Here is an 18,896-nt window from a genome sequence, read left to right on the forward strand (position 1 = left end):
CGATCACCAGCCACCCACCAGGCCCGGTGACAACACCCCCCGGATCATGACTGCGACTGGGGGCGAGAATCATGCCGGGCCTGGCTGGCCAAAGCCCCGATTATCGGGGCACGAAGATAGTAACGGGGCGCCGTGGCCGACGGAGCGGCTCGAGCAGGCCGCGGCCGGCCACGATCCGCATGGCGCGGTACCTCGGTGCGTGCCACCCGCCGGCAGCGGCGGCCTTCACGTGGATGAGGCGTCGCGAACGCGTCGTCGCCGTGAACGGGCCGCCCGGTGATCGTCCTGTTCGCCGCTCATCGCTTCACAGCCGCAAAAGAAAAAGGCGCCCGAAGGCGCCTTCAATATGCTGCGGCTTGTCAGTCAAGCTGATTAGAACTTGTGACGGATGCCGACGCGCGCTGCAACCTGGTTGCTGGTGCTCGACGGATCGAGACCGTTGATCGACGCATGTGCCTGAACGACGTTGCCTGCCGAGTCGAGCGCGTTGCCCGACGCATGCTGGTACACGCCGATCACGTAGACGTCCGTGCGCTTGGACAGGAAGTAGTCGACGCCCAGCGAGCCTTGGTGGTACTTGGCTGCCGAGTTGCCGTCGATCTTGCTGCCTTGCGTGTAGTCGTACGCCGCGCCGACGATCAGCGCCGGGGTCAGCTGATACTTGAAGTTGATTTCGCCGTTGTTGAACGTCGCGGTCTGGTTCACGAACGGACCGACCGAGAAGCCCTTGAACTTCGTGTTCGAGTACGTCGCGCCGATCGTTGCTGCGCCGAACGTGTACGCACCGCCCGCACCGATCACCTGGTACGTGTTCGCGCTGTTCGCATATGCGCCGTAGACCGGCGACGACACCGCCGTCGCTGCAGCCGACGCGCCGGTGTTGAACATGCCGCCGAAGTTCGCCGGCGTGCGTGCATTCAAGTAGCCGACACCCAACACCAGCGGGCCGTTGTTGTAACCGGCGCCGAGCGACCAGACCTGATTCTTCGAGAACTGGCCGGCTTGACCGCCGAAGCTGTACAGGCCGCCGAACGAGAAGCCGCCGTAGGTCGGGCTCGTGTACTTGACCGCGTTGTTCACGCGATATGCGTTGTTGAAGTTGTCGAGGTCGCCCGGGTGAGCAGCGATGTAGCCGCCCCACTGGTCGCCTGCCTCGAGCGGGCCGACGAAGTCGACGACGGAGTCGTACTGGCGACCCAGCGTGACCGTACCGTACTGGCTCGACAGGCCGACGTAAGCCTGGCGGCCGAACATCAGGCCGCCTTGGCCCAGCTTGCCGGAGTTGACGTCGAAACCGTTTTCGAGCACGAAGATCGCCTTCAGGCCGCTGCCCAGATCTTCGGTGCCGCGCAGGCCGAAGCGGCTGCCTTGCATCACGCCGCTTGCCAGACCGTACAGGTGGCCGCCTTTGGCGTTGTTGTTGAAGATGAAGCCTTCATCGATGATGCCGTAGAGCGTCACGCTGCTTTGCGCATGGGCTGCGCCAGCAAACGCGCCCAGCGCGACGAGCGCGAGAAGCGACTTTTTCATTAACGGATCTCCAAGAAACACTGAATTTTTTTGGCGGGGCGGATAGTTATGTTGTGTTGACGGGCCCCGTCAACTTCGCAAGAAGTTGCACGTAATGTAGCAAAGCCGATTTTTCCGACAAAGCGAAATGCCGTGGCGCAAGGCTGCCATGTTTCCTTTATGCAACAATGGTTAAAATCACGGGTTAACCGCAATTTCCGCTGAATAATCAAGTCGGTTACGCAGCGGAGCACGTGCCTTTGCCGCCCGCGGCAGCACACGCAGCCAGGAGAACAGGATGGTGTTGGATGAACTGATCAGCGAATTCGATCGCGGCCTGCGATCGCTGACCGGCATTAGCCGGATGAGCCGCCCGGTGCCCGCGCCGGCGGAGCCGCCGGCCGGCGAACTGACGCCCGCGGAGCGCACGCACGCCGCCGGGCTGATGCGCGTGAACCATGTCGGCGAGGTCTGCGCGCAGGCGCTTTATCAGGCGCAGAAGCTGACCGCGCGCTCGTCGTCGTCGAAGGCGATGTTCGAGGAAGCCGCGCGCGAGGAGGAGGATCATCTCGCGTGGACCGCGCATCGGCTGAAGGAACTCGATTCGCGTCCGAGTCTGCTCAACCCGCTGTGGTACGCTGGCGCGCTCGCGATCGGCGTCGTCGCCGGCACGCTGGGCGACAAGGTCAGCCTCGGCTTCATGGCGGAGACGGAGCGCCAGGTCGAGAGCCATCTCGACGGGCACCTGTCCGAGCTGCCGCCGACTGACACGGCGTCGCGTGCGATCGTCGAGCAGATGCGGCTCGACGAAGTGAAGCACGGCAAGGCCGCGACCGATGCAGGCGGGATCGAGCTGCCGTTGCCTGCCCGGATGTTGATGCGCGCAGCGTCGAAAGTCATGACGAGCACTGCATACTATCTCTGACATTCGGGCCGGGGCGGCGCGCGACGCCGTCCTGGTTCGCCGTCCCCGATACCGCCCGTTTTTTCCGCGTTTTCCCGCCCCCGAAAGCCCCGTCCGCACGCCAGTCTGGCCCGCCTTTCTCACGTATCACCTTCACAAGTTGCACTAGCTCATTCATTTATAACGGTTTTTGGTATGAGGGGCCGCATGAGCATGCGCGCGTAAGTCCTTGTTCTAACTAACAAAATTCGTCAAAAAACCGGGCCGCTCCCTTGACCGTGCCAAACCCTTCCACTAAAGTGGGAGACAGTGTGAGAAAGTGTATTTTTGTGTGATTTAGCGGGCTATTCCGGCTAAATTCTTGAGCATTGAGCGGGTGCTTCGGTGCCCTGAACGGGAGAGCGGAAAGTGTTCCAAGGGGCGTCGGCGCTGACGCTCGATGCGAAAGGGCGGATGTCGGTGCCGGCTCGCTATCGCGAAGCGCTGCAAGGACAGGCAGAAGGACGGGTGACTGTGACCAAGCACCCGGACGGCTGCCTGTTGCTGTTTCCGCGCCCCGAATGGGAGGTATTTCGCGCCAAGATCGCCGCGCTGCCGATGGACGCGCATTGGTGGCGGCGAATTTTTCTCGGCAATGCGATGGATGTCGATCTCGACAGCGCAGGCCGGATTCTCGTATCGCCCGAGCTGCGGATGGCGGCCGGACTGGAAAAGGAAGTCATGTTGTTGGGAATGGGTAGTCACTTCGAGCTGTGGGATTCGCAGACCTACATCGCGAAGGAGCAGGCAGCGATGGCGCAGGGCATGCCCGACGCGCTGAAGAACTTCACGTTCTGATTGCGGTGACGGAGACGCCCGCGATGGGAAACGAATTGCAGCATCGGACCGTACTGTTGGACGAAGCGGTCGATTCGCTCGTGACGCGGCCGGACGGCATTTATGTCGACGGCACGTTCGGGCGCGGCGGTCATAGCCGCGCGGTGCTCGCGCGGCTGGCGCCGGGCGGCCGGCTGATCGCGTTCGACAAGGATCCGAGGGCGATCGAGACGGCGCAGCGCATCGAAGATGCGCGCTTCTCGATCGTGCATGACAGCTTTGCATCGATGCGCGATGCGCTTGCGGCGCGCGGTGTCGAGAAGGTGTCGGGTGTGTTGCTGGACCTGGGCGTGTCCTCGCCGCAGGTGGACGATCCGGCGCGCGGCTTCAGCTTTCGCGCGGATGGCCCGCTGGACATGCGAATGGATCCGACGCGCGGCGAGTCGGCGGCCGAATGGCTCGCGCGGGCTTCGGTGCAGGAATTGACGGAGGTGATACGAGATTATGGGGAAGAACGGTTTGCTTTTCAGATTGCAAAGGCGCTTGTTGCTCGCCGGGCAGAGTCCGACCGTCTTGGGCCTCTCGACACCACGGGCGAGCTTGCCCAAATCGTGGGTAACGTCGTCAAAACCCGTGAGAAGGGCAAGGATCCGGCAACCCGCACCTTTCAGGCTATACGGATTCACGTCAATCAAGAGCTTGCGGACCTGCAAGTCGTACTAGACGCGGCATTGTCGTTGCTGGAGCAAGGGGGGCGGCTGGTGGTCATCAGCTTTCATTCACTCGAGGACCGGATCGTCAAGCGATTCATGCAGGCGCACGCGAGTGCGCCCGCGGTCGATCGTCGCCTGCCGATCCGCGCCGTCGACCTCCCGAGCCCGCCGCTCAAGATCATCAGCCGTCAGTTCCCGAGCGAGGCGGAAGTCGCCGCGAATCCGCGCGCCCGGTCGGCAGTGATGCGCATCGCGGAGCGCGTCACGCCATGAGCCGCTTCAACATCTTCCTGCTGATCATCGTGATGGGCTGCGCGCTGTCGGTCGTCAACTCGACGAACCAGCAGCGCCAGATCTTCATTCAGCTGCAGCGCGCGCAGTCGCAGGAGCGTCAGCTCCAGCAGGACTACGCGCAGCTTCAATATCAGCAGAGCGCGCTGTCCAAGACGTCCCGCATCGAGCAGCTCGCGAACGATTCGCTGAAGATGCAGCCGATCACGACGGGCCGCACCCAGTACCTGACGCTGCCGTCGGGCGCCGCGAAGGCGATCGACGCGCCGATTCCCGCGTCGGCCGATACGGCCACCAAGGGCAATGGAGGCGCGCGATGAAGCCGTCGCAAAAGCGCCAGGACGTGAAGTTCTCGTCGAGCCCCGTGCTCGGCGTGCACCTGCCGATGTGGCGCTCGAAACTCGTCGTGTTCCTGCTGTTCATGGCGTTCGTCGCGCTCGCCGCGCGGGCGTTCTGGATCCAGGGCCCCGGCAACGCGTTCTACCAGAAGCAGGGCGAGAGCCGCTACCAGCGCACGATCGAGCTGCCGGCCACGCGCGGCAAGATCCTCGACCGTAACGGGCTCGTGCTCGCGACGAGTCTGCCCGTGCGCGCGATCTGGGCGATTCCCGACGCCGTGCCGGACGATCTCGACGCCGGCAAGGTCAACCAGCTCGGCAAGCTCCTCGGCATGACGCCGAAGGAACTGCGCGTGAAGCTGTCGCAGGACAAGGGTTTCGTCTACGTAAAGCGCCAGGTGCCGATCGACGTCGCGGACAAGGTCGCAGCGCTCGACATTCCCGGTATCTATCAGCGCAACGAATACAAGCGCTTCTATCCGGAAGGCGAGATCACCGCTCACCTGATCGGCTTCACGAACGTCGAGGACGAAGGGCAGGAGGGCGTCGAACTCGGCGACCAGAAGATGCTGTCCGGCACATCCGGCGTGCGCCGCGTGATCAAGGACCGGATGGGGCACATCGTCGAGGATGTCGCCGAACAGATTCCGCCGCACAACGGGACGGACGTCGACCTGTCGATCGACAGCAAGATCCAGTACATCGCGTATGCGAATCTGAAGGCCGCCGTCGAGAAGTTCAAGGCGAAGGCCGGCGCGGCGATGGTCGTCGACGTGCGCACCGGCGAGGTGCTGGCGCTCGTCAATTACCCGACGTACAACCCGAACGACCGCTCGCGCATGACGGGCGAGCAGTTGCGCAACCGGATCATGACCGACGTGTTCGAACCGGGTTCGATCATGAAGCCGTTTACGGTGTCGCTCGCGCTCGACCTGCACCGCGTGACGCCGAACACGCTCGTCGAGACGGGCAACGGGCATTTCGTGCTCGACGGCGCACCGATCACCGACGACGCAGGTTTCGGCACGCTGACGGTCGGCGGTGTGATCCAGAAGTCGAGCAACATCGGTGCGACGAAGATCGCGATGACGATGCGGCCCGAGGAAATGTGGAATATGTATACGAGCATCGGCCTCGGCCAGGCGCCGAAGGTCGGGTTCCCGGGCGCGGTGGCCGGTCGCCTGCGTCCGTGGAAGAGCTGGCGTCGCATCGAGCAGGCGACGATGTCGTACGGCTACGGCCTGTCGGTGTCGCTGTTCCAGCTCGCGCGCGCCTATACGGCGATCGCGCATGACGGCGAGCTGATGCCCGTGACCATTTTCAAGACCGACCCCAATCAGCCGATCGTGGGCACGCAGGTGTTCAACCCGACTACCGCGCGCGAAGTGCGTGCGATGCTCGAAACGGTGGTGGCGCCGGGCGGTACGTCGCCCGATGCGGCCGTGCCGGGTTATCGCGTCGGCGGCAAGAGCGGTACCGCGTACAAGCATGAAGGTCACGGCTACACGCGCAAGTACCGCGCGTCGTTCGTCGGCATGGCGCCGATGCCGAATCCGCGCGTCGTGATCGCGGTGTCGGTCGACGAGCCGACCGCCGGCAGCCACTTCGGCGGCCAGGTGTCGGGCCCCGTATTCTCGGCGATCGCGGGCGATACGATGCGCGCGCTGAACGTGCCGCCGAACATGCCGATCAAGCAGCTCGTCGTGTCCGACGACGCGCCTGGCGCGCCCGCCGGGACGGGCCCGCAAAAGCTCGCCGCGGGCGGTGGCGCGAAGCATATGATCGTATCCAGCACGACACGTAATTCACCAGGAGTTGTTCGATGAGCGCCGCTCGCAGTTCCCATCCGGCGCATCAGCAGATCGCGGCCGCGCTTGCGTGGCTGCGCCAGCATGTGGCCCCCGCGGCGCAACTGCATGCCGACACGCGCAGCCTGAAGGCTGGCGACGTGTTCCTCGGCTATGCGGTCGACGGGGCAGACAATCGCGCCTTCATTTCCGATGCCGCCGCGCGCGGCGCGGCCGCCGTGCTGTATCAGCCGGAAGGCCTCGAAGCCGCACCGGCCGTGCCCGTCGCACTCGCGGTGCCGGCGCTCGACCAGCTGGCCGGCGAGATCGCCAGCGGCTGGTACGGCGACCCGAGCGACAGCCTGCTCGCCATCGGCGTGACCGGCACCAACGGCAAGACGTCCTGCACGCAATGGATCGCGGCCGCGCTGACGGCGCTGCACCAGCCGTGCGCGCTGATCGGCACGCTCGGCAGCGGCATGCCGGGGCAGCTGGTGCCGACCGGCTTCACGACACCTGACGCGCCGCAGCTGCAGCGCAGCCTCGCGCAACTGCACGACGCGGGCGCGAAAGCCGTCGCGATGGAAGTGTCTTCGCACGCGCTGCATCAGGGCCGCGTGAACGGCACGGCATTCGACATCGCCGTTTTCACGAACCTCACGCAGGATCACCTCGACTATCACGGCACGTTCGACGCGTACGAAGCCGCGAAGTCGAAGCTGTTCGCGTGGCGCGGTCTGCGCGCGGCGGTCGTCAATCGCGACGACGAAGCCGGCCGCCGCCTGCTCGAGAAGCTGGCCGGCCGCGTGCGCACGATCGCATACGGGATCGGCGACGCACAGGCGGCCGATGCCGATCGCGAACTGGTCGCGATCGACGTGCGCGCGACCGCCACGGGCACGGCTTTCCGCCTGCGCTCGTCGTGGGGCGACGCGGACGTCGAGGTCGGCACGCTCGGCACGTTCAACGTCAGCAACCTGCTCGCGGTGCTCGGCTCGCTGCTCGCGGCCGACGTGCCGTTCGATGCGGCCGTCGCGGAGATTACGCGGCTCGAGTCCGTCAACGGGCGCATGCAGCGCCTTGGCGGCCGGCTGCAGAACGACGAACCGCTGGTCGTGATCGACTACGCGCACACGCCCGATGCACTCGACAAGACGCTCGATGCATTGCGCCCGATCGCGGCGGCGCGCGGCGGGCGGCTCGTCTGCATGTTCGGTTGCGGCGGCGATCGCGACGCGACGAAGCGCCCGCTGATGGGCGCGATCGCCGAGCGGCTCGCCGACGAAGTCGTCGTCACGAGCGACAATCCGCGCAGCGAGGATCCGCAGCGCATCATCGACCAGGTCATCGCGGGGATGACCGCGCCCGATCGCGCACGCCGTATCGAGGATCGCGCGAGCGCGATCCTGCAGGCCGTGCGCGGCGCCGCCCGCGAGGACGTCGTCGTGCTGGCCGGCAAGGGGCACGAGGCGACGCAGGAAATCATGGGCAAGAAGCGCGCGTTCTCCGATCAGGATCACGCGCGGCTCGCGCTCGCGGCACGCGCGACGCACGGCAAGGGAGGCGGCGAATGACGATGCTCAGTCTCGGCGAAGCCGCGCGCCTGATTCCCGGCGCGACCGTCCACGGCGATCCGGACACCACCTTCGAGCGCGTGTCGACGGACAGCCGCACGGTCGGCCCGGGCGACCTGTTCGTCGCGCTGAAGGGCGAGCGCTTCGACGCGCACGACTTCCTCGGCGACGTGGCCGCGCGCGGCGCGGCCGCGGCGCTCGTCGCGCACGCGCCGGCGGGCCTTGCGATGCCGGTCGTCGAGGGCGGTGAAACGCGTGCCGCGCTCGGCGCGCTCGCGCATGGCTGGCGCAAGCGCTTCGCGGTGCCGCTCGTCGCGGTGACGGGCAGCAACGGCAAGACGACCGTCAAGGAAATGATCGCGTCGATCTTTACGGCGGCAGTCGGCGCAGACGCGCGGCTGGCGACGGCCGGCAACCTGAACAACGACATCGGCGTGCCGCTGACGCTGCTGCGCCTGTCGGGCGCGCATCGCGTCGCGGTGATCGAGCTCGGGATGAATCACCCGGGCGAGACCGAATTTCTCGCGCGCCTCGCGGCGCCGACCGTCGCGCTCGTCAACAATGCGCAGCGCGAACACCAGGAATTCATGGCGACGGTCGAGGCGGTCGCGCTCGAACACGCGGCCGTGATCCACGCGCTGACGCCGGACGGCGTCGCGGTGTTTCCGGCCGACGATGCGTACGCCGGTATCTGGCGTGTCGCGGCGACCGGCAACCGGATTCTCGATTTCGCGCTGCACGACGCCGAACGGCAGATCGAAGCGCAGGTCACGGGCCGTCTGCACGGCGGCGAGCTTGCGATCGACACGCCGTCCGGCTCGGTGACGGTGCGGCTGCGCGCGCTCGGCGAGCACAACGCACGCAACGCATTGGCGGCCACGGCCGCGACGCTCGCGGCCGGTATCGAGCTGGCCGCGATCAAGCAGGGCCTCGAATCGTTCGAGCCGGTCAAGGGCCGTTTGCAGGTCCGGCGAGCGGACGTCGGCAGCCTCGCGGGCGCGACGGTCGTCGACGACACCTACAACGCGAACCCCGATTCGATGCGCGCGGCGATCGACGTGCTGGCCGCACAACCGGCGCCGCGCGTGCTGGTGATCGGCGACATGGGCGAGGTGGGCGACGAAGGCCCGGCATTTCACCGGGAGATCGGCGCATATGCGCGCGAGCGCGGCATCGATGCGCTGTTCGCGCTCGGCGATGCGTCGCGCGATGCATGTACCGCGTACGGCGACACGGCCCGCCATTTCGGCGACGTCGGCGCGCTGGTGACGGCGCTGCTCGCGGCGGGCTACGGCGCGCAGGCGACGGTGCTCGTGAAAGGCTCGCGGTACATGAAGATGGAGCGCGTGGTCGACGCGCTGACGAAACAACCCGCGGCGGGCACGGTGCCCGCGGCACACTGAGTAGAAGGAAGGAAGCATGCTGCTGGCGCTGGCGCAATGGCTGCAAGGAGACGCAAGCTTTTTGCGCTTGTTCACGTACCTGACGTTCCGTGCGGTGATGGCTACCATCACCGCGCTCGGGATCGGGCTCGTGTGCGGACCGTGGGTGATCCGCAAGCTGACGCAAATGAAGGTCGGGCAGGCCGTGCGCAAGGACGGCCCGCAGAGCCATCTCGTCAAGTCCGGCACGCCGACGATGGGCGGCGTGCTGATCCTGATCGGCATCGCGGTCGCGACGCTGCTGTGGGGCGACCTGACGAACCGTTTCATCTGGATCGTGATGCTCGTCACGTTCGGCTTCGGCGTGATTGGCTGGGTCGACGACTACCGCAAGGTCGTCTACAAGGACCCGCGCGGGATGTCGTCGCGCGAAAAGTATTTCTGGCAGTCGGTGATCGGGCTGTTCGCGGCGGTCTACCTCGCATTCAGCGTGTCCGAGGCGAACAACGTGCGTGTGTTCGACCTGTTTATGGCGTGGGTGCGCAGCGGCCTGTCGATGGGGCTGCCCGCGCGGGCCGACCTGATGTTGCCGTTCCTGAAGTCGATCAGCTACCCGCTGGGCGTCTGGGGCTTCATCGTGCTGACCTACTTCGTGATCGTCGGCGCGAGCAACGCGGTGAACCTGACCGACGGCCTCGACGGTCTAGTGATCATGCCGGTCGTGCTGGTCGGTGCGTCGCTGGGTGTGTTCGCGTACGTGATGGGCAGCTCGGTCTATTCGAAATACCTGCTGTTCCCGCACATCCCGGGCGCCGGTGAATTGCTGATCTTCTGCTCCGCGATGGGCGGGGCAGGGCTCGCGTTCCTCTGGTACAACACGCACCCCGCGCAGGTGTTCATGGGCGACGTCGGCGCGCTGGCGCTTGGCGGCGCGCTCGGCACGGTCGCGGTGATCGTGCGCCAGGAAATCGTGCTGTTCATCATGGGCGGCATCTTCGTCGCGGAAACGCTGTCGGTGATGCTGCAGGTGTCGTGGTTCAAGTACACGAAGAAGCGTTACGGCGAAGGGCGGCGCCTGCTGAAGATGGCACCGCTGCATCACCATTTCGAATTGTCCGGCTGGAAGGAAACGCAGGTGGTGGTGCGCTTCTGGATCATCACGCTGATGCTGTGCCTGTTCGGTCTGTCCACCCTCAAGTTGCGGTAAAGGAAAGGTAACAAGGATGTCTGGCGAGATGTTTGGAGATCGGCAGCGGCCGATGGTGCTCGTACTGGGGCTCGGGGAATCGGGTCTCGCGATCGCGCGATGGTGCGCGAGGCACGGGTGCCGGCTGCGTATTGCCGATACCCGCGAGGCGCCGCCGAACCTTGCCGCGCTGCAGGCCGAAGGCATCGATGCGGAGTTCGTCGGCGGGCCGTTCACGCCTGCACTGCTCGACGGCGGCGTCGAGATCGTCGGGCTGAGCCCCGGCCTGTCGCCGCTTGAACCTGCACTGGCGGCGCTGATCGCGGCCGCGAACGAGCGCGCGATCGCCGTATGGGGCGAACTGGAATTCTTCGCGCAGGCGTTGCGCGCGCTCGGCACGAGCGGCTACCAGCCGAAGGTGCTCGCGATCACCGGCACCAACGGCAAGACCACGACAACGAGCCTCACGGGCCTGCTGTGCCAGCGTTCGGGCAAGAAGGTCGCCGTCGCCGGCAACATCAGCCCGGCGATGCTCGACCGGCTCGCGGGCGCGATCGACGATACGGCGTTGCCCGACGTCTGGGTGCTCGAACTGTCGAGCTTCCAGCTCGAGACGGCACGCACGTTCGCGCCGGATGCGGCCGCGATCCTCAACATCACGCAGGATCACCTCGACTGGCACGGCAGCTTCGACGCCTATGCGGCCGCGAAGGGCCGGATCTTCGGCGCGACGACCACGCGCGTGCTCAACCGCGACGATGCGGCCGTGATGAAGTTCGCGCCGGCCGCCGGCGCGGCCGATGCGGCGCGCACGGTCACGTTCGGCCTGAATGAACCGACGCAGGACGGCGACTACGGCCTGTCGCGCGACAACGGCATTGCGTGGCTGGTTGAAGCGGTCGACCGCGACGCGCCGGACGAGACGACGACGAGCCGTCGCCGCAAGCGCGACGGCGCGCATACGCCCGACATCACGCAGAAGCGCCTGATGCCGGCCGACGCGCTGCGCATCCGCGGGCTGCACAATGCGGCGAACGCGCTGGCCGCGTTCGCGCTTGCACGCGCGATCGATCTGCCGGCCGCGCCGCTGCTGCACGCGCTGCGCGAATATCGCGGCGAGGCGCATCGCGTCGAAGTGATCGCGACGATCGACGACGTGGACTACGTCGACGACAGCAAGGGAACGAACGTCGGCGCGACGGTGGCCGCGCTCGACGGGCTCGCGCAGAAGATCGTGCTGATCGCCGGCGGCGACGGCAAGGGTCAGGATTTCGCGCCGCTGGTCGCGCCGGTCGCGCGCTGGTGCCGTGCGGTGATGCTGATCGGCCGCGATGCGCCGGCGATTCGCGACACGCTCGCCGAAACCGGCGTGCCGCTCGCCGACCACGCGACGCTCGAAGGCGCGGTGCGTGCCGCCGCCGACCTCGCCGAGCCGGGCGATGCGGTGCTGCTGTCGCCCGCGTGCGCAAGCCTCGACATGTTCAGGAACTACGCCCATCGCGCGGATGTGTTCCGCGCGGCGGTGGATGAAATCGCCATCGACAAAGGAGCGACGCCATGAGCTGGTCCGATCGCCTCGTCTCCCGTTTCAACGACCGGCGCGACACCGGCGGCAATGCCGCCGGCGGCCGCGTCGCGTCGGCCACGCGCGCCGCGACCGGCGGCCTCGCGAGCGTCGTCAACGGCGTGCGGCCGAGCCGCTCGCGAATGCTCGATTTCGACTACTCGCTGCTGTGGGTCGCGATCGCGCTGCTCGGGCTCGGCGTGGTGATGGTGTATTCGGCGTCGATCGCGATGCCCGATTCGCCGAAATACGCGTCGTATCACGACTATGCGTTCCTGATGCGCCACTGCGTGTCGCTTGGCGTCGCGTTCATCGCGGCGGTGATCGCGTTCCGCGTGCCCGTGTCGACCTGGGACAAATACGCGCCGCATCTCTTCCTGATCGCACTGGTCGGCCTCGTGATCGTGCTGATCCCGCACGTCGGCAAGGGTGTGAACGGTGCGCGCCGCTGGATTCCGCTCGGCATCACGAACATGCAGCCGTCGGAAATCATGAAGCTCGCGGTGACGATCTACGCGGCGAACTACACGGTGCGCAAGCAGGAATACATGCAGAGCTTCGCGAAGGGCTTCCTGCCGATGGCGTTCGCGGTCGGTCTCGTCGGCGCGCTGCTGCTGCTCGAACCGGACATGGGCGCGTTCATGGTGGTTGCCGCGATCGCGATGGGCGTGCTGTTCCTCGGCGGCGTCAACGGCAAGCTGTTCGGCGGCCTGGTCGCGACGGCGGTCGGCACCTTCACGATGCTCGTATGGCTGTCGCCGTGGCGTCGCGAGCGGATCTTCGCGTACCTCGATCCGTGGGACGAACGCTATGCGCAGGGCAAGGCGTACCAGCTCACGCACTCGCTGATCGCGTTCGGCCGCGGCGAGTGGTTCGGCGTCGGCCTCGGCGGCAGCGTCGAGAAGCTGAACTACCTGCCCGAAGCGCATACCGACTTCATCCTCGCGGTGATCGGCGAGGAACTCGGCTTCGTCGGCGTGCTGGTCGTGATCCTGCTGTTTTACTGGATCGTGCGCCGCGCGTTCGAGATCGGCCGTCAGGCGCTCGCGCTCGACCGCACGTTCGCGGGCTTGATGGCGAAGGGCATCGGCATCTGGTTCGGCGCGCAGACGTTCATCAACATGGGCGTGAACCTCGGCCTGCTGCCGACCAAGGGCCTGACGCTGCCGCTCGTGAGCTACGGCGGCTCGGGCATCCTGCTGAACTGTGTCGCGCTTGCGGTGCTGTTGCGGGTCGACTATGAAAATCGCGTATTGATGCGGGGAGGGAAGGTATGACCGCGTCGCGACGCACGCTGATGGTGATGGCAGGCGGCACCGGGGGCCACGTGTTCCCGGGGCTCGCCGTCGCGCACCGGATGGAAGCGGCGGGTTGGCGCGTCGTGTGGCTCGGCAATCCGGCCGGGATGGAAGCGACGCTCGTGCCGAAGCACGGCATTCCGATGGAATATGTGCGCTTCGGCGGGCTGCGCGGCAAGGGCCTGAAGACCAAGCTGACGCTGCCGATCAACCTGCTGCGCGCGTGCTGGCAGAGTCTCGGCGCGCTGCGTCGCGTGCGGCCGGACGTCGTGCTCGGGATGGGCGGCTACATCACGTTCCCGGCGGGCGTGATGGCCGCGCTGTCGGGCCGCCCGCTCGTGCTGCACGAACAGAATTCGATCGCCGGTCTCGCGAACAAGGTGCTCGCGAAATTCGCGAAGCGCGTGCTCGTCGCGTTCCCGGGCGCACTGCCGCACGCGGAATGGACCGGCAACCCGATTCGCGCGGAACTTGCGCGCACGGAAACGCCCAAGGCACGCTATGCGTCGCGCAGCGGCCCGCTGAACGTGCTGGTCGTCGGCGGCAGTCTCGGCGCCGCCGCGCTGAACGAAGTCGTGCCGCGCGCGCTGGCGCTGCTGGCGCCGGGCGAGCGCCCGCGCATCGTGCACCAAGCCGGCGCGAAGCACATCGACGCGCTGAAGGCGAATTACGAAGCGGCCGGATTCACCGGCGGCGACGACGTGCGGCTCGTGCCGTTCATCGACGACATGGCCACCGCGTACGCGGCGGCGGATCTCGTGATCTGCCGCTCCGGCGCGATGACGGTGTCGGAAATCGCGGCGGTGGGCGTGGCGGCGCTGTTCGTGCCGTTCCCGTACGCGGTCGACGACCACCAGACGACCAACGCCGCGTTCCTCGCCGATGCGGGCGCGGCGGTGCTGGTGCAACAACGCGACCTGTCGGCGGAACTGCTTGCCGACTGGCTGCGCGGCCAGTCGCGGGCGTCGCTCGCGGACATGGCGGAGCGTTCGCGCTCGCTGGCGAAGCCCGAGGCCACCGACGAAGTCGCGCGCGTCTGCGCGAAGGTGGCTGGCGCGAACCTGGAACAACTGCAATGAAACACATCGTCAAACACATTCATTTCGTCGGGATCGGCGGCGCGGGCATGAGCGGCATCGCCGAAGTGCTCGTCAACCTCGGCTACGAGGTCAGCGGCTCCGACCTGTCGCGCAACGCGGTGACCGATCGTCTCGCGGCGCTCGGCGCGCGGATCGCGATCGGGCACGACGCGGCGAACATCGAGGGCGCGAACGCGGTCGTCGTGTCGACGGCCGTGCGCTCGGACAACCCCGAAGTGCTCGCCGCGCGCCACCAGCGCGTGCCGATCGTGCAGCGCGCGGTGATGCTCGCGGAGCTGATGCGCCTGAAGCAGGGGATCGCGATTGCCGGCACGCACGGCAAGACCACGACGACGAGCCTCGTCGCGAGCGTGCTCGCGGCGGGCGGGCTGGACCCGACCTTCGTGATCGGCGGCCGGCTGATCAGCGCCGGCGCGAACGCGCGGCTCGGCACGGGCGACTTCATCGTCGCCGAGGCCGACGAGTCGGACGCGTCGTTCCTGAACCTGTATCCGGTGATCGAAGTCATCACGAACATCGACGCCGATCACATGGACACCTACGGCCACGATTTCGCGCGGCTCAAGCAGGCGTTCATCGAATTCACGCAGCGCCTGCCGTTCTACGGCAGCGCGGTGGTGTGCGTCGACGATCCGAACGTGCGGCAGATCATCCCGTTCATCTCGAAGCCGGTCGTGCGCTACGGGTTGTCGCCGGACGCGCAGGTGCGCGCGGAAGACATCGACGCGCGCGACGGCCGCATGCACTTCACGGTGATCCGCGAAGGCCGTGCGCCGCTCGCGGTGGTGCTGAACCTGCCGGGCCTGCACAACGTGCAGAACGCGCTCGCGGCGATCGCGATCGCGACCGATCTCGGCGTGGCGGACGACGCGATCCAGCTGGCGCTGGCGGAATTCAACGGCGTCGGCCGACGCTTCCAGCGCTACGGCGAGGTGCCGAGCGCGGACGGCGGCCAGTACACGCTGATCGACGACTACGGCCACCACCCCGTCGAGATGGCCGCGACGATCGCGGCCGCGCGCGGCGCGTTCCCGGGCCGCCGCCTCGTGCTGGCGTTCCAGCCGCACCGCTACACGCGCACGCGCGATTGTTTCGACGACTTCGTCAATGTGCTGTCGACGGTCGACGCGCTGGTGCTGACGGAAGTCTATGCCGCGGGCGAAGCGGCGATCGCGACGGCCAACGGCGACGCGCTGTCGCGTGCGCTGCGCGCGGTGGGCAAGGTTGACCCGGTGTTCGTCGCGACGGTCGACGACGTGCCGGACGCACTGGCCAAGGTCGCGCAGAACGGCGACGTGGTGATCACGATGGGCGCGGGTTCGATCGGCGGCGTGCCGGCGAAGCTCGTGCAACACACACAACAGAAGGCATGACATGAGCGGGATCGATCCGAAACGTTTCGGCAAGGTGGCGGTGTTGTTCGGCGGCGAATCCGCCGAGCGCGAGGTGTCGCTCACCTCGGGCCGTCTCGTGCTGCAGGGCCTGCGTGACGCGGGCGTCGACGCGCATCCGTTCGACCCGGCCGAGCGGCCGTTGTCGGCGCTGAAGGACGAAGGCTTCGTGCGCGCGTTCAACGCGCTGCACGGCGGCTACGGCGAGAACGGCCAGATCCAGGGCGCGCTCGACTTCTACGGGATCCGCTACACGGGCAGCGGCGTGCTCGGCTCGGCGCTCGGCCTCGACAAGTTCCGCACGAAGCTCGTGTGGCAGCAGACGGGCGTGCCGACGCCGCCGTTCGAGACGGTGATGCGCGGCGACGACTACGCGGCGCGCGCGGCGGACATCGTCGCGAAGCTCGGCCTGCCGCTGTTCGTGAAGCCGGCGAGCGAGGGCTCGAGCGTCGCGGTGCTGAAGGTGAAGACGGCCGACGCGTTGCCCGCCGCACTGTCGGAAGCGGCGACGCACGACAAGATCGTGATCGTCGAGAAGAGCATCGAAGGCGGCGGCGAATACACCGCGTGCATCGCCGGCGATCTCGACCTGCCGCTGATCAAGATCGTGCCGGCAGGCGAGTTCTACGACTACCACGCGAAGTATGTCGCCGACGATACGCAGTACCTGATTCCGTGCGGGCTGCCCGCGGAACAGGAAGCGGAACTGAAGCGCATCGCGCGCCGCGCGTTCGACGTGCTCGGCTGTACCGACTGGGGTCGGGCGGACTTCATGCTCGATGCCGCCGGCAACGCGTATTTCCTGGAAGTGAACACGGCCCCCGGGATGACCGACCACTCGCTGCCGCCGAAGGCCGCGCGATCGATCGGCATCAGCTATTCGGAGCTGGTCGTGAAGGTGCTGTCGCTTACGCTCAACGACTGACGCAGGAACGGAACGACGTATGTGGAACAACGTTCGCCAACTCAACCTTGCCGCCAGCGCGCTGTACGCGCTGTTGCTGCTCGTGTTGGCGGCGGCCGGCTGCTACTGGCTGATCCAGCGTCCGACGTTCGCGCTGCGCGAAATCCGGATCGACGGCGACACCGAGCACATCAACACGCCGACGGTGCGTGCGGGCGTGGTCGGCCGGCTGAAGGGCAATTTCTTCACGGTCGATCTCGATACGGCGCGTGCCGCGTTCGAGCAGATGCCGTGGGTGCGCCACGCGAGCGTGCGCCGGGTGTGGCCGAATGCGCTGGCTGTCACGCTCGAGGAGTACAAACCGCTCGGGACCTGGGGCAGCGCGCAGCTCGTGAGCGTAGACGGTGAGCTGTTCACCGCAAACCAGGGCGAACTGGATCAGGAACTGCCGGCGTTCGACGGCCCGGAGGGCAGTGCGAAGGAAGTCGTCACGCGGTATCGCGACTTCACGAACTGGTTTGCGCCGCTGAAGGCGGCGCCGGAAGAAGTGACGCTGTCGGCGCGCTACGCGTGGACGGTGAAGCTGTCGAACGGCATGCAGGTCGAGCTGGGCAAGGAGCGCACCAGCGAGACCCTGCATGACCGGAGCCAGCGCCTCGTCGCCGCGTGGCCGGCCGTCACGGAGCGTTGGGGCAACGACATCGAGTACGCGGACCTGCGTTATCCGAACGGATTCGCGATTCGTGCGGCAGGCATGCGGTTCCTGACCGATACCGACAAGCGCAAGAAGTAACGAGAGATCACACGCAAGAGCACTTTATGAGCAAAGACTACAAGGATCTGCTGGTTTCCCTCGACATCGGCACGTCGAAGGTGGTGGCCATCGTCGCCGAGCTGAAGGGCGAAGGCCATTACGAGGTGATCGGCCTCGGCCAGAGCGAATCGAAGGGTCTGAAGAAGGGCGTGGTGGTCAATATCGAGGCCACCGTGCAGTCGATCCAGCGCGCGCTCGAGGAAGCCGAGCTGATGGCCGACTGCAAGATCACCAACGTGTTTACGGGGATTGCCGGCAGCCATATCCGCAGCTTCAACTCGAGCGGGATGGTCGCGATCAAGGACAAGGAAGTCACGCAGACGGACGTCGCGCGCGTGATCGAGACCGCGAAGGCGATCAACATCCCGACCGACCAGCAGGTGCTGCACATCCTCACGCAGGAATTCATCATCGACGGCCAGGAAGACGTGCGCGAGCCGATCGGGATGAGCGGCATCCGCCTCGAGGTGAAGGTGCACATCGTGACGGGCGCGGTCAGTGCCGCGCAGAACATCGTCAAGTGCGTGCGCCGCTGCGGGCTGGAAGTGAACGACCTGATCCTGCAGCCGCTCGCGTCGTCGCTGGCCGTGCTGACGGAAGACGAGAAGGATCTCGGCGTGGTGCTGGTCGACATCGGCGGCGGCACGACCGACATCGCGATCTTCGCCGAAGGCGCGATCCGCCATACCGCGGTGATTCCGATCGCCGGCGACCAGATCACGAGCGACATCGCGATGGCGCTGCGCACGCCGACGCCGGACGCGGAAGACATCAAGGTCGGCTACGGGATCGCGAAGCAGGCGCTCGCCGATCCGGACGAGATGGTCGAAGTGCCGGGCCTCGGCGAACGCGGCCCGCGCACGCTGTCGCGCCAGGCGCTCGCGGCCGTGATCGAGCCGCGCGTCGAGGAACTGTTCTCGCTCGTGCAGCAGGTCGTGCGCGAGTCGGGTTACGAAGAACTGCTGAGCTCCGGCGTGGTCATTACCGGCGGGGCTTCGATGATGCCGGGCATGGTCGAGCTCGGCGAAGACATTTTCCTGAAACCGGTCCGCATCGGCGCGCCGGAATACGCAGGCGGCCTCGCCGACGTGGTGCGCAATCCGCGCTACTCGACGGCGATGGGCCTGCTCGTCGAAGGTAGTGCTCAGCGCATGCGCGGCCGCAAGGTCGCCGTGCAGTCCGGCAACGCGGGGCAGATCTTCTCGCGGATGAAGGAATGGTTCCTGAGCAACTTCTGACGAACCGAATCGAAATTCGCGCCGGTGCCGGCGGCTGGCGCGCGACAGGGGGTTGCCCGATCTCCTGCCGAATAACGGCCGAGTAGT

Annotated in this window: 16 protein-coding genes; 15 read left to right on the forward strand and 1 reads right to left on the reverse strand. The window is 66.7% G+C overall.

All coding sequences use genetic code 11. The features are described from left to right. Positions 1-372 precede the first annotated feature (372 nt). Positions 373-1,530: a porin gene (locus tag HWX22_RS11620; protein ID WP_059820689.1), complete on the reverse strand. Its 1,158-nt coding sequence runs from the start codon at positions 1,528-1,530 to the stop codon at positions 373-375. A 277-nt stretch (positions 1,531-1,807) separates the two neighbouring features. On the opposite strand from HWX22_RS11620, the gene coq7 reads away from it, so the two are divergent. From coq7 to ftsA, 15 genes are all read left to right on the forward strand, one after another. After that, positions 1,808-2,434, forward strand: a complete 627-nt coding sequence (gene coq7 / locus HWX22_RS11625) for a 2-polyprenyl-3-methyl-6-methoxy-1,4-benzoquinone monooxygenase (protein ID WP_059535152.1) — start codon at positions 1,808-1,810, stop codon at positions 2,432-2,434. Between the two features lie 387 nt (positions 2,435-2,821). Next, the gene (gene mraZ / locus HWX22_RS11630) at positions 2,822-3,250 is read left to right on the forward strand and encodes a division/cell wall cluster transcriptional repressor MraZ (RefSeq protein ID WP_006400450.1); all 429 of its coding nucleotides are present in this window, start codon (positions 2,822-2,824) and stop codon (positions 3,248-3,250) included. Positions 3,251-3,273: 23 nt separating this feature from the next. After that, complete coding sequence (rsmH, locus tag HWX22_RS11635; protein ID WP_059535156.1) at positions 3,274-4,215, forward strand: 16S rRNA (cytosine(1402)-N(4))-methyltransferase RsmH; 942 nt, start codon at positions 3,274-3,276, stop codon at positions 4,213-4,215. Next, complete coding sequence (gene ftsL, locus HWX22_RS11640; protein WP_059535158.1) at positions 4,212-4,553, forward strand: cell division protein FtsL; 342 nt, start codon at positions 4,212-4,214, stop codon at positions 4,551-4,553. The genes rsmH and ftsL overlap by 4 nt, the downstream gene beginning before the upstream one ends. Beyond that, positions 4,550-6,397, forward strand: a complete 1,848-nt coding sequence (locus HWX22_RS11645) for a penicillin-binding protein 2 (RefSeq protein ID WP_059535159.1) — start codon at positions 4,550-4,552, stop codon at positions 6,395-6,397. The genes ftsL and HWX22_RS11645 overlap by 4 nt, the downstream gene beginning before the upstream one ends. Beyond that, the gene (locus HWX22_RS11650) at positions 6,394-7,932 is read left to right on the forward strand and encodes a UDP-N-acetylmuramoyl-L-alanyl-D-glutamate--2,6-diaminopimelate ligase (RefSeq protein WP_175915685.1); all 1,539 of its coding nucleotides are present in this window, start codon (positions 6,394-6,396) and stop codon (positions 7,930-7,932) included. Before HWX22_RS11645 ends, HWX22_RS11650 begins: the two co-directional genes overlap by 4 nt. Next, positions 7,929-9,335, forward strand: coding sequence for a UDP-N-acetylmuramoyl-tripeptide--D-alanyl-D-alanine ligase (gene murF / locus HWX22_RS11655; protein WP_175915686.1), 1,407 nt, complete (start codon positions 7,929-7,931; stop codon positions 9,333-9,335). Before HWX22_RS11650 ends, murF begins: the two co-directional genes overlap by 4 nt. Positions 9,336-9,351: 16 nt before the next feature. After that, complete coding sequence (gene mraY, locus HWX22_RS11660; protein WP_059451891.1) at positions 9,352-10,521, forward strand: phospho-N-acetylmuramoyl-pentapeptide-transferase; 1,170 nt, start codon at positions 9,352-9,354, stop codon at positions 10,519-10,521. Positions 10,522-10,549: 28 nt separating this feature from the next. Next, positions 10,550-12,061 (forward strand): UDP-N-acetylmuramoyl-L-alanine--D-glutamate ligase, encoded by a 1,512-nt coding sequence (gene murD / locus HWX22_RS11665; RefSeq protein ID WP_175915687.1) that lies wholly within the window; start codon positions 10,550-10,552, stop codon positions 12,059-12,061. Beyond that, on the forward strand, positions 12,058-13,341 hold the full coding sequence (gene ftsW / locus HWX22_RS11670) for a putative lipid II flippase FtsW (RefSeq protein ID WP_059535166.1): 1,284 nt from the start codon (positions 12,058-12,060) through the stop codon (positions 13,339-13,341). Before murD ends, ftsW begins: the two co-directional genes overlap by 4 nt. Next, a complete protein-coding gene (murG, locus tag HWX22_RS11675; RefSeq protein ID WP_059820694.1) occupies positions 13,338-14,441 on the forward strand; it encodes an undecaprenyldiphospho-muramoylpentapeptide beta-N-acetylglucosaminyltransferase in 1,104 nt (367 codons plus the stop codon). Before ftsW ends, murG begins: the two co-directional genes overlap by 4 nt. Further along, positions 14,438-15,835 carry a UDP-N-acetylmuramate--L-alanine ligase gene (gene murC / locus HWX22_RS11680; protein WP_175911064.1) on the forward strand — a complete coding sequence of 466 codons (1,398 nt, stop codon included), beginning with the start codon at positions 14,438-14,440 and terminating at the stop codon, positions 15,833-15,835. The genes murG and murC overlap by 4 nt, the downstream gene beginning before the upstream one ends. Before the next feature lies 1 nt (position 15,836). Further along, positions 15,837-16,778, forward strand: a complete 942-nt coding sequence (locus HWX22_RS11685; RefSeq protein ID WP_059535171.1) for a D-alanine--D-alanine ligase — start codon at positions 15,837-15,839, stop codon at positions 16,776-16,778. A 19-nt stretch (positions 16,779-16,797) separates the two neighbouring features. Next, positions 16,798-17,550 (forward strand): cell division protein FtsQ/DivIB, encoded by a 753-nt coding sequence (locus tag HWX22_RS11690; RefSeq protein ID WP_057926855.1) that lies wholly within the window; start codon positions 16,798-16,800, stop codon positions 17,548-17,550. Between the two features lie 26 nt (positions 17,551-17,576). Beyond that, entirely contained in the window at positions 17,577-18,809 is a 1,233-nt protein-coding gene (ftsA, locus tag HWX22_RS11695) for a cell division protein FtsA (RefSeq protein ID WP_006752447.1), read from the forward strand. Positions 18,810-18,896: the final 87 nt, after the last annotated feature.

Source organism: Burkholderia sp. BCC1638 (genome assembly GCF_902833195.1).
Taxonomy (GTDB): domain Bacteria; phylum Pseudomonadota; class Gammaproteobacteria; order Burkholderiales; family Burkholderiaceae; genus Burkholderia; species Burkholderia diffusa.

What these genes read in the sequence shown, in the direction of transcription:
- HWX22_RS11620 (WP_059820689.1), bottom strand. Translation starts at nt 1,530, where the DNA reads ATGAAAAAGTCGCTTCTCGCGCTCGTCGCGCTGGGCGCGTTTGCTGGC.
- murF (WP_175915686.1), top strand. Translation starts at nt 7,929, where the DNA reads ATGACGATGCTCAGTCTCGGCGAAGCCGCGCGCCTGATTCCCGGCGCG.
- rsmH (WP_059535156.1), top strand. Translation starts at nt 3,274, where the DNA reads ATGGGAAACGAATTGCAGCATCGGACCGTACTGTTGGACGAAGCGGTC.
- ftsW (WP_059535166.1), top strand. Translation starts at nt 12,058, where the DNA reads ATGAGCTGGTCCGATCGCCTCGTCTCCCGTTTCAACGACCGGCGCGAC.
- HWX22_RS11690 (WP_057926855.1), top strand. Translation starts at nt 16,798, where the DNA reads ATGTGGAACAACGTTCGCCAACTCAACCTTGCCGCCAGCGCGCTGTAC.
- ftsA (WP_006752447.1), top strand. Translation starts at nt 17,577, where the DNA reads ATGAGCAAAGACTACAAGGATCTGCTGGTTTCCCTCGACATCGGCACG.
- coq7 (WP_059535152.1), top strand. Translation starts at nt 1,808, where the DNA reads ATGGTGTTGGATGAACTGATCAGCGAATTCGATCGCGGCCTGCGATCG.
- HWX22_RS11650 (WP_175915685.1), top strand. Translation starts at nt 6,394, where the DNA reads ATGAGCGCCGCTCGCAGTTCCCATCCGGCGCATCAGCAGATCGCGGCC.
- ftsL (WP_059535158.1), top strand. Translation starts at nt 4,212, where the DNA reads ATGAGCCGCTTCAACATCTTCCTGCTGATCATCGTGATGGGCTGCGCG.
- mraY (WP_059451891.1), top strand. Translation starts at nt 9,352, where the DNA reads ATGCTGCTGGCGCTGGCGCAATGGCTGCAAGGAGACGCAAGCTTTTTG.
- HWX22_RS11645 (WP_059535159.1), top strand. Translation starts at nt 4,550, where the DNA reads ATGAAGCCGTCGCAAAAGCGCCAGGACGTGAAGTTCTCGTCGAGCCCC.
- HWX22_RS11685 (WP_059535171.1), top strand. Translation starts at nt 15,837, where the DNA reads ATGAGCGGGATCGATCCGAAACGTTTCGGCAAGGTGGCGGTGTTGTTC.
- murC (WP_175911064.1), top strand. Translation starts at nt 14,438, where the DNA reads ATGAAACACATCGTCAAACACATTCATTTCGTCGGGATCGGCGGCGCG.
- murG (WP_059820694.1), top strand. Translation starts at nt 13,338, where the DNA reads ATGACCGCGTCGCGACGCACGCTGATGGTGATGGCAGGCGGCACCGGG.
- murD (WP_175915687.1), top strand. Translation starts at nt 10,550, where the DNA reads ATGTTTGGAGATCGGCAGCGGCCGATGGTGCTCGTACTGGGGCTCGGG.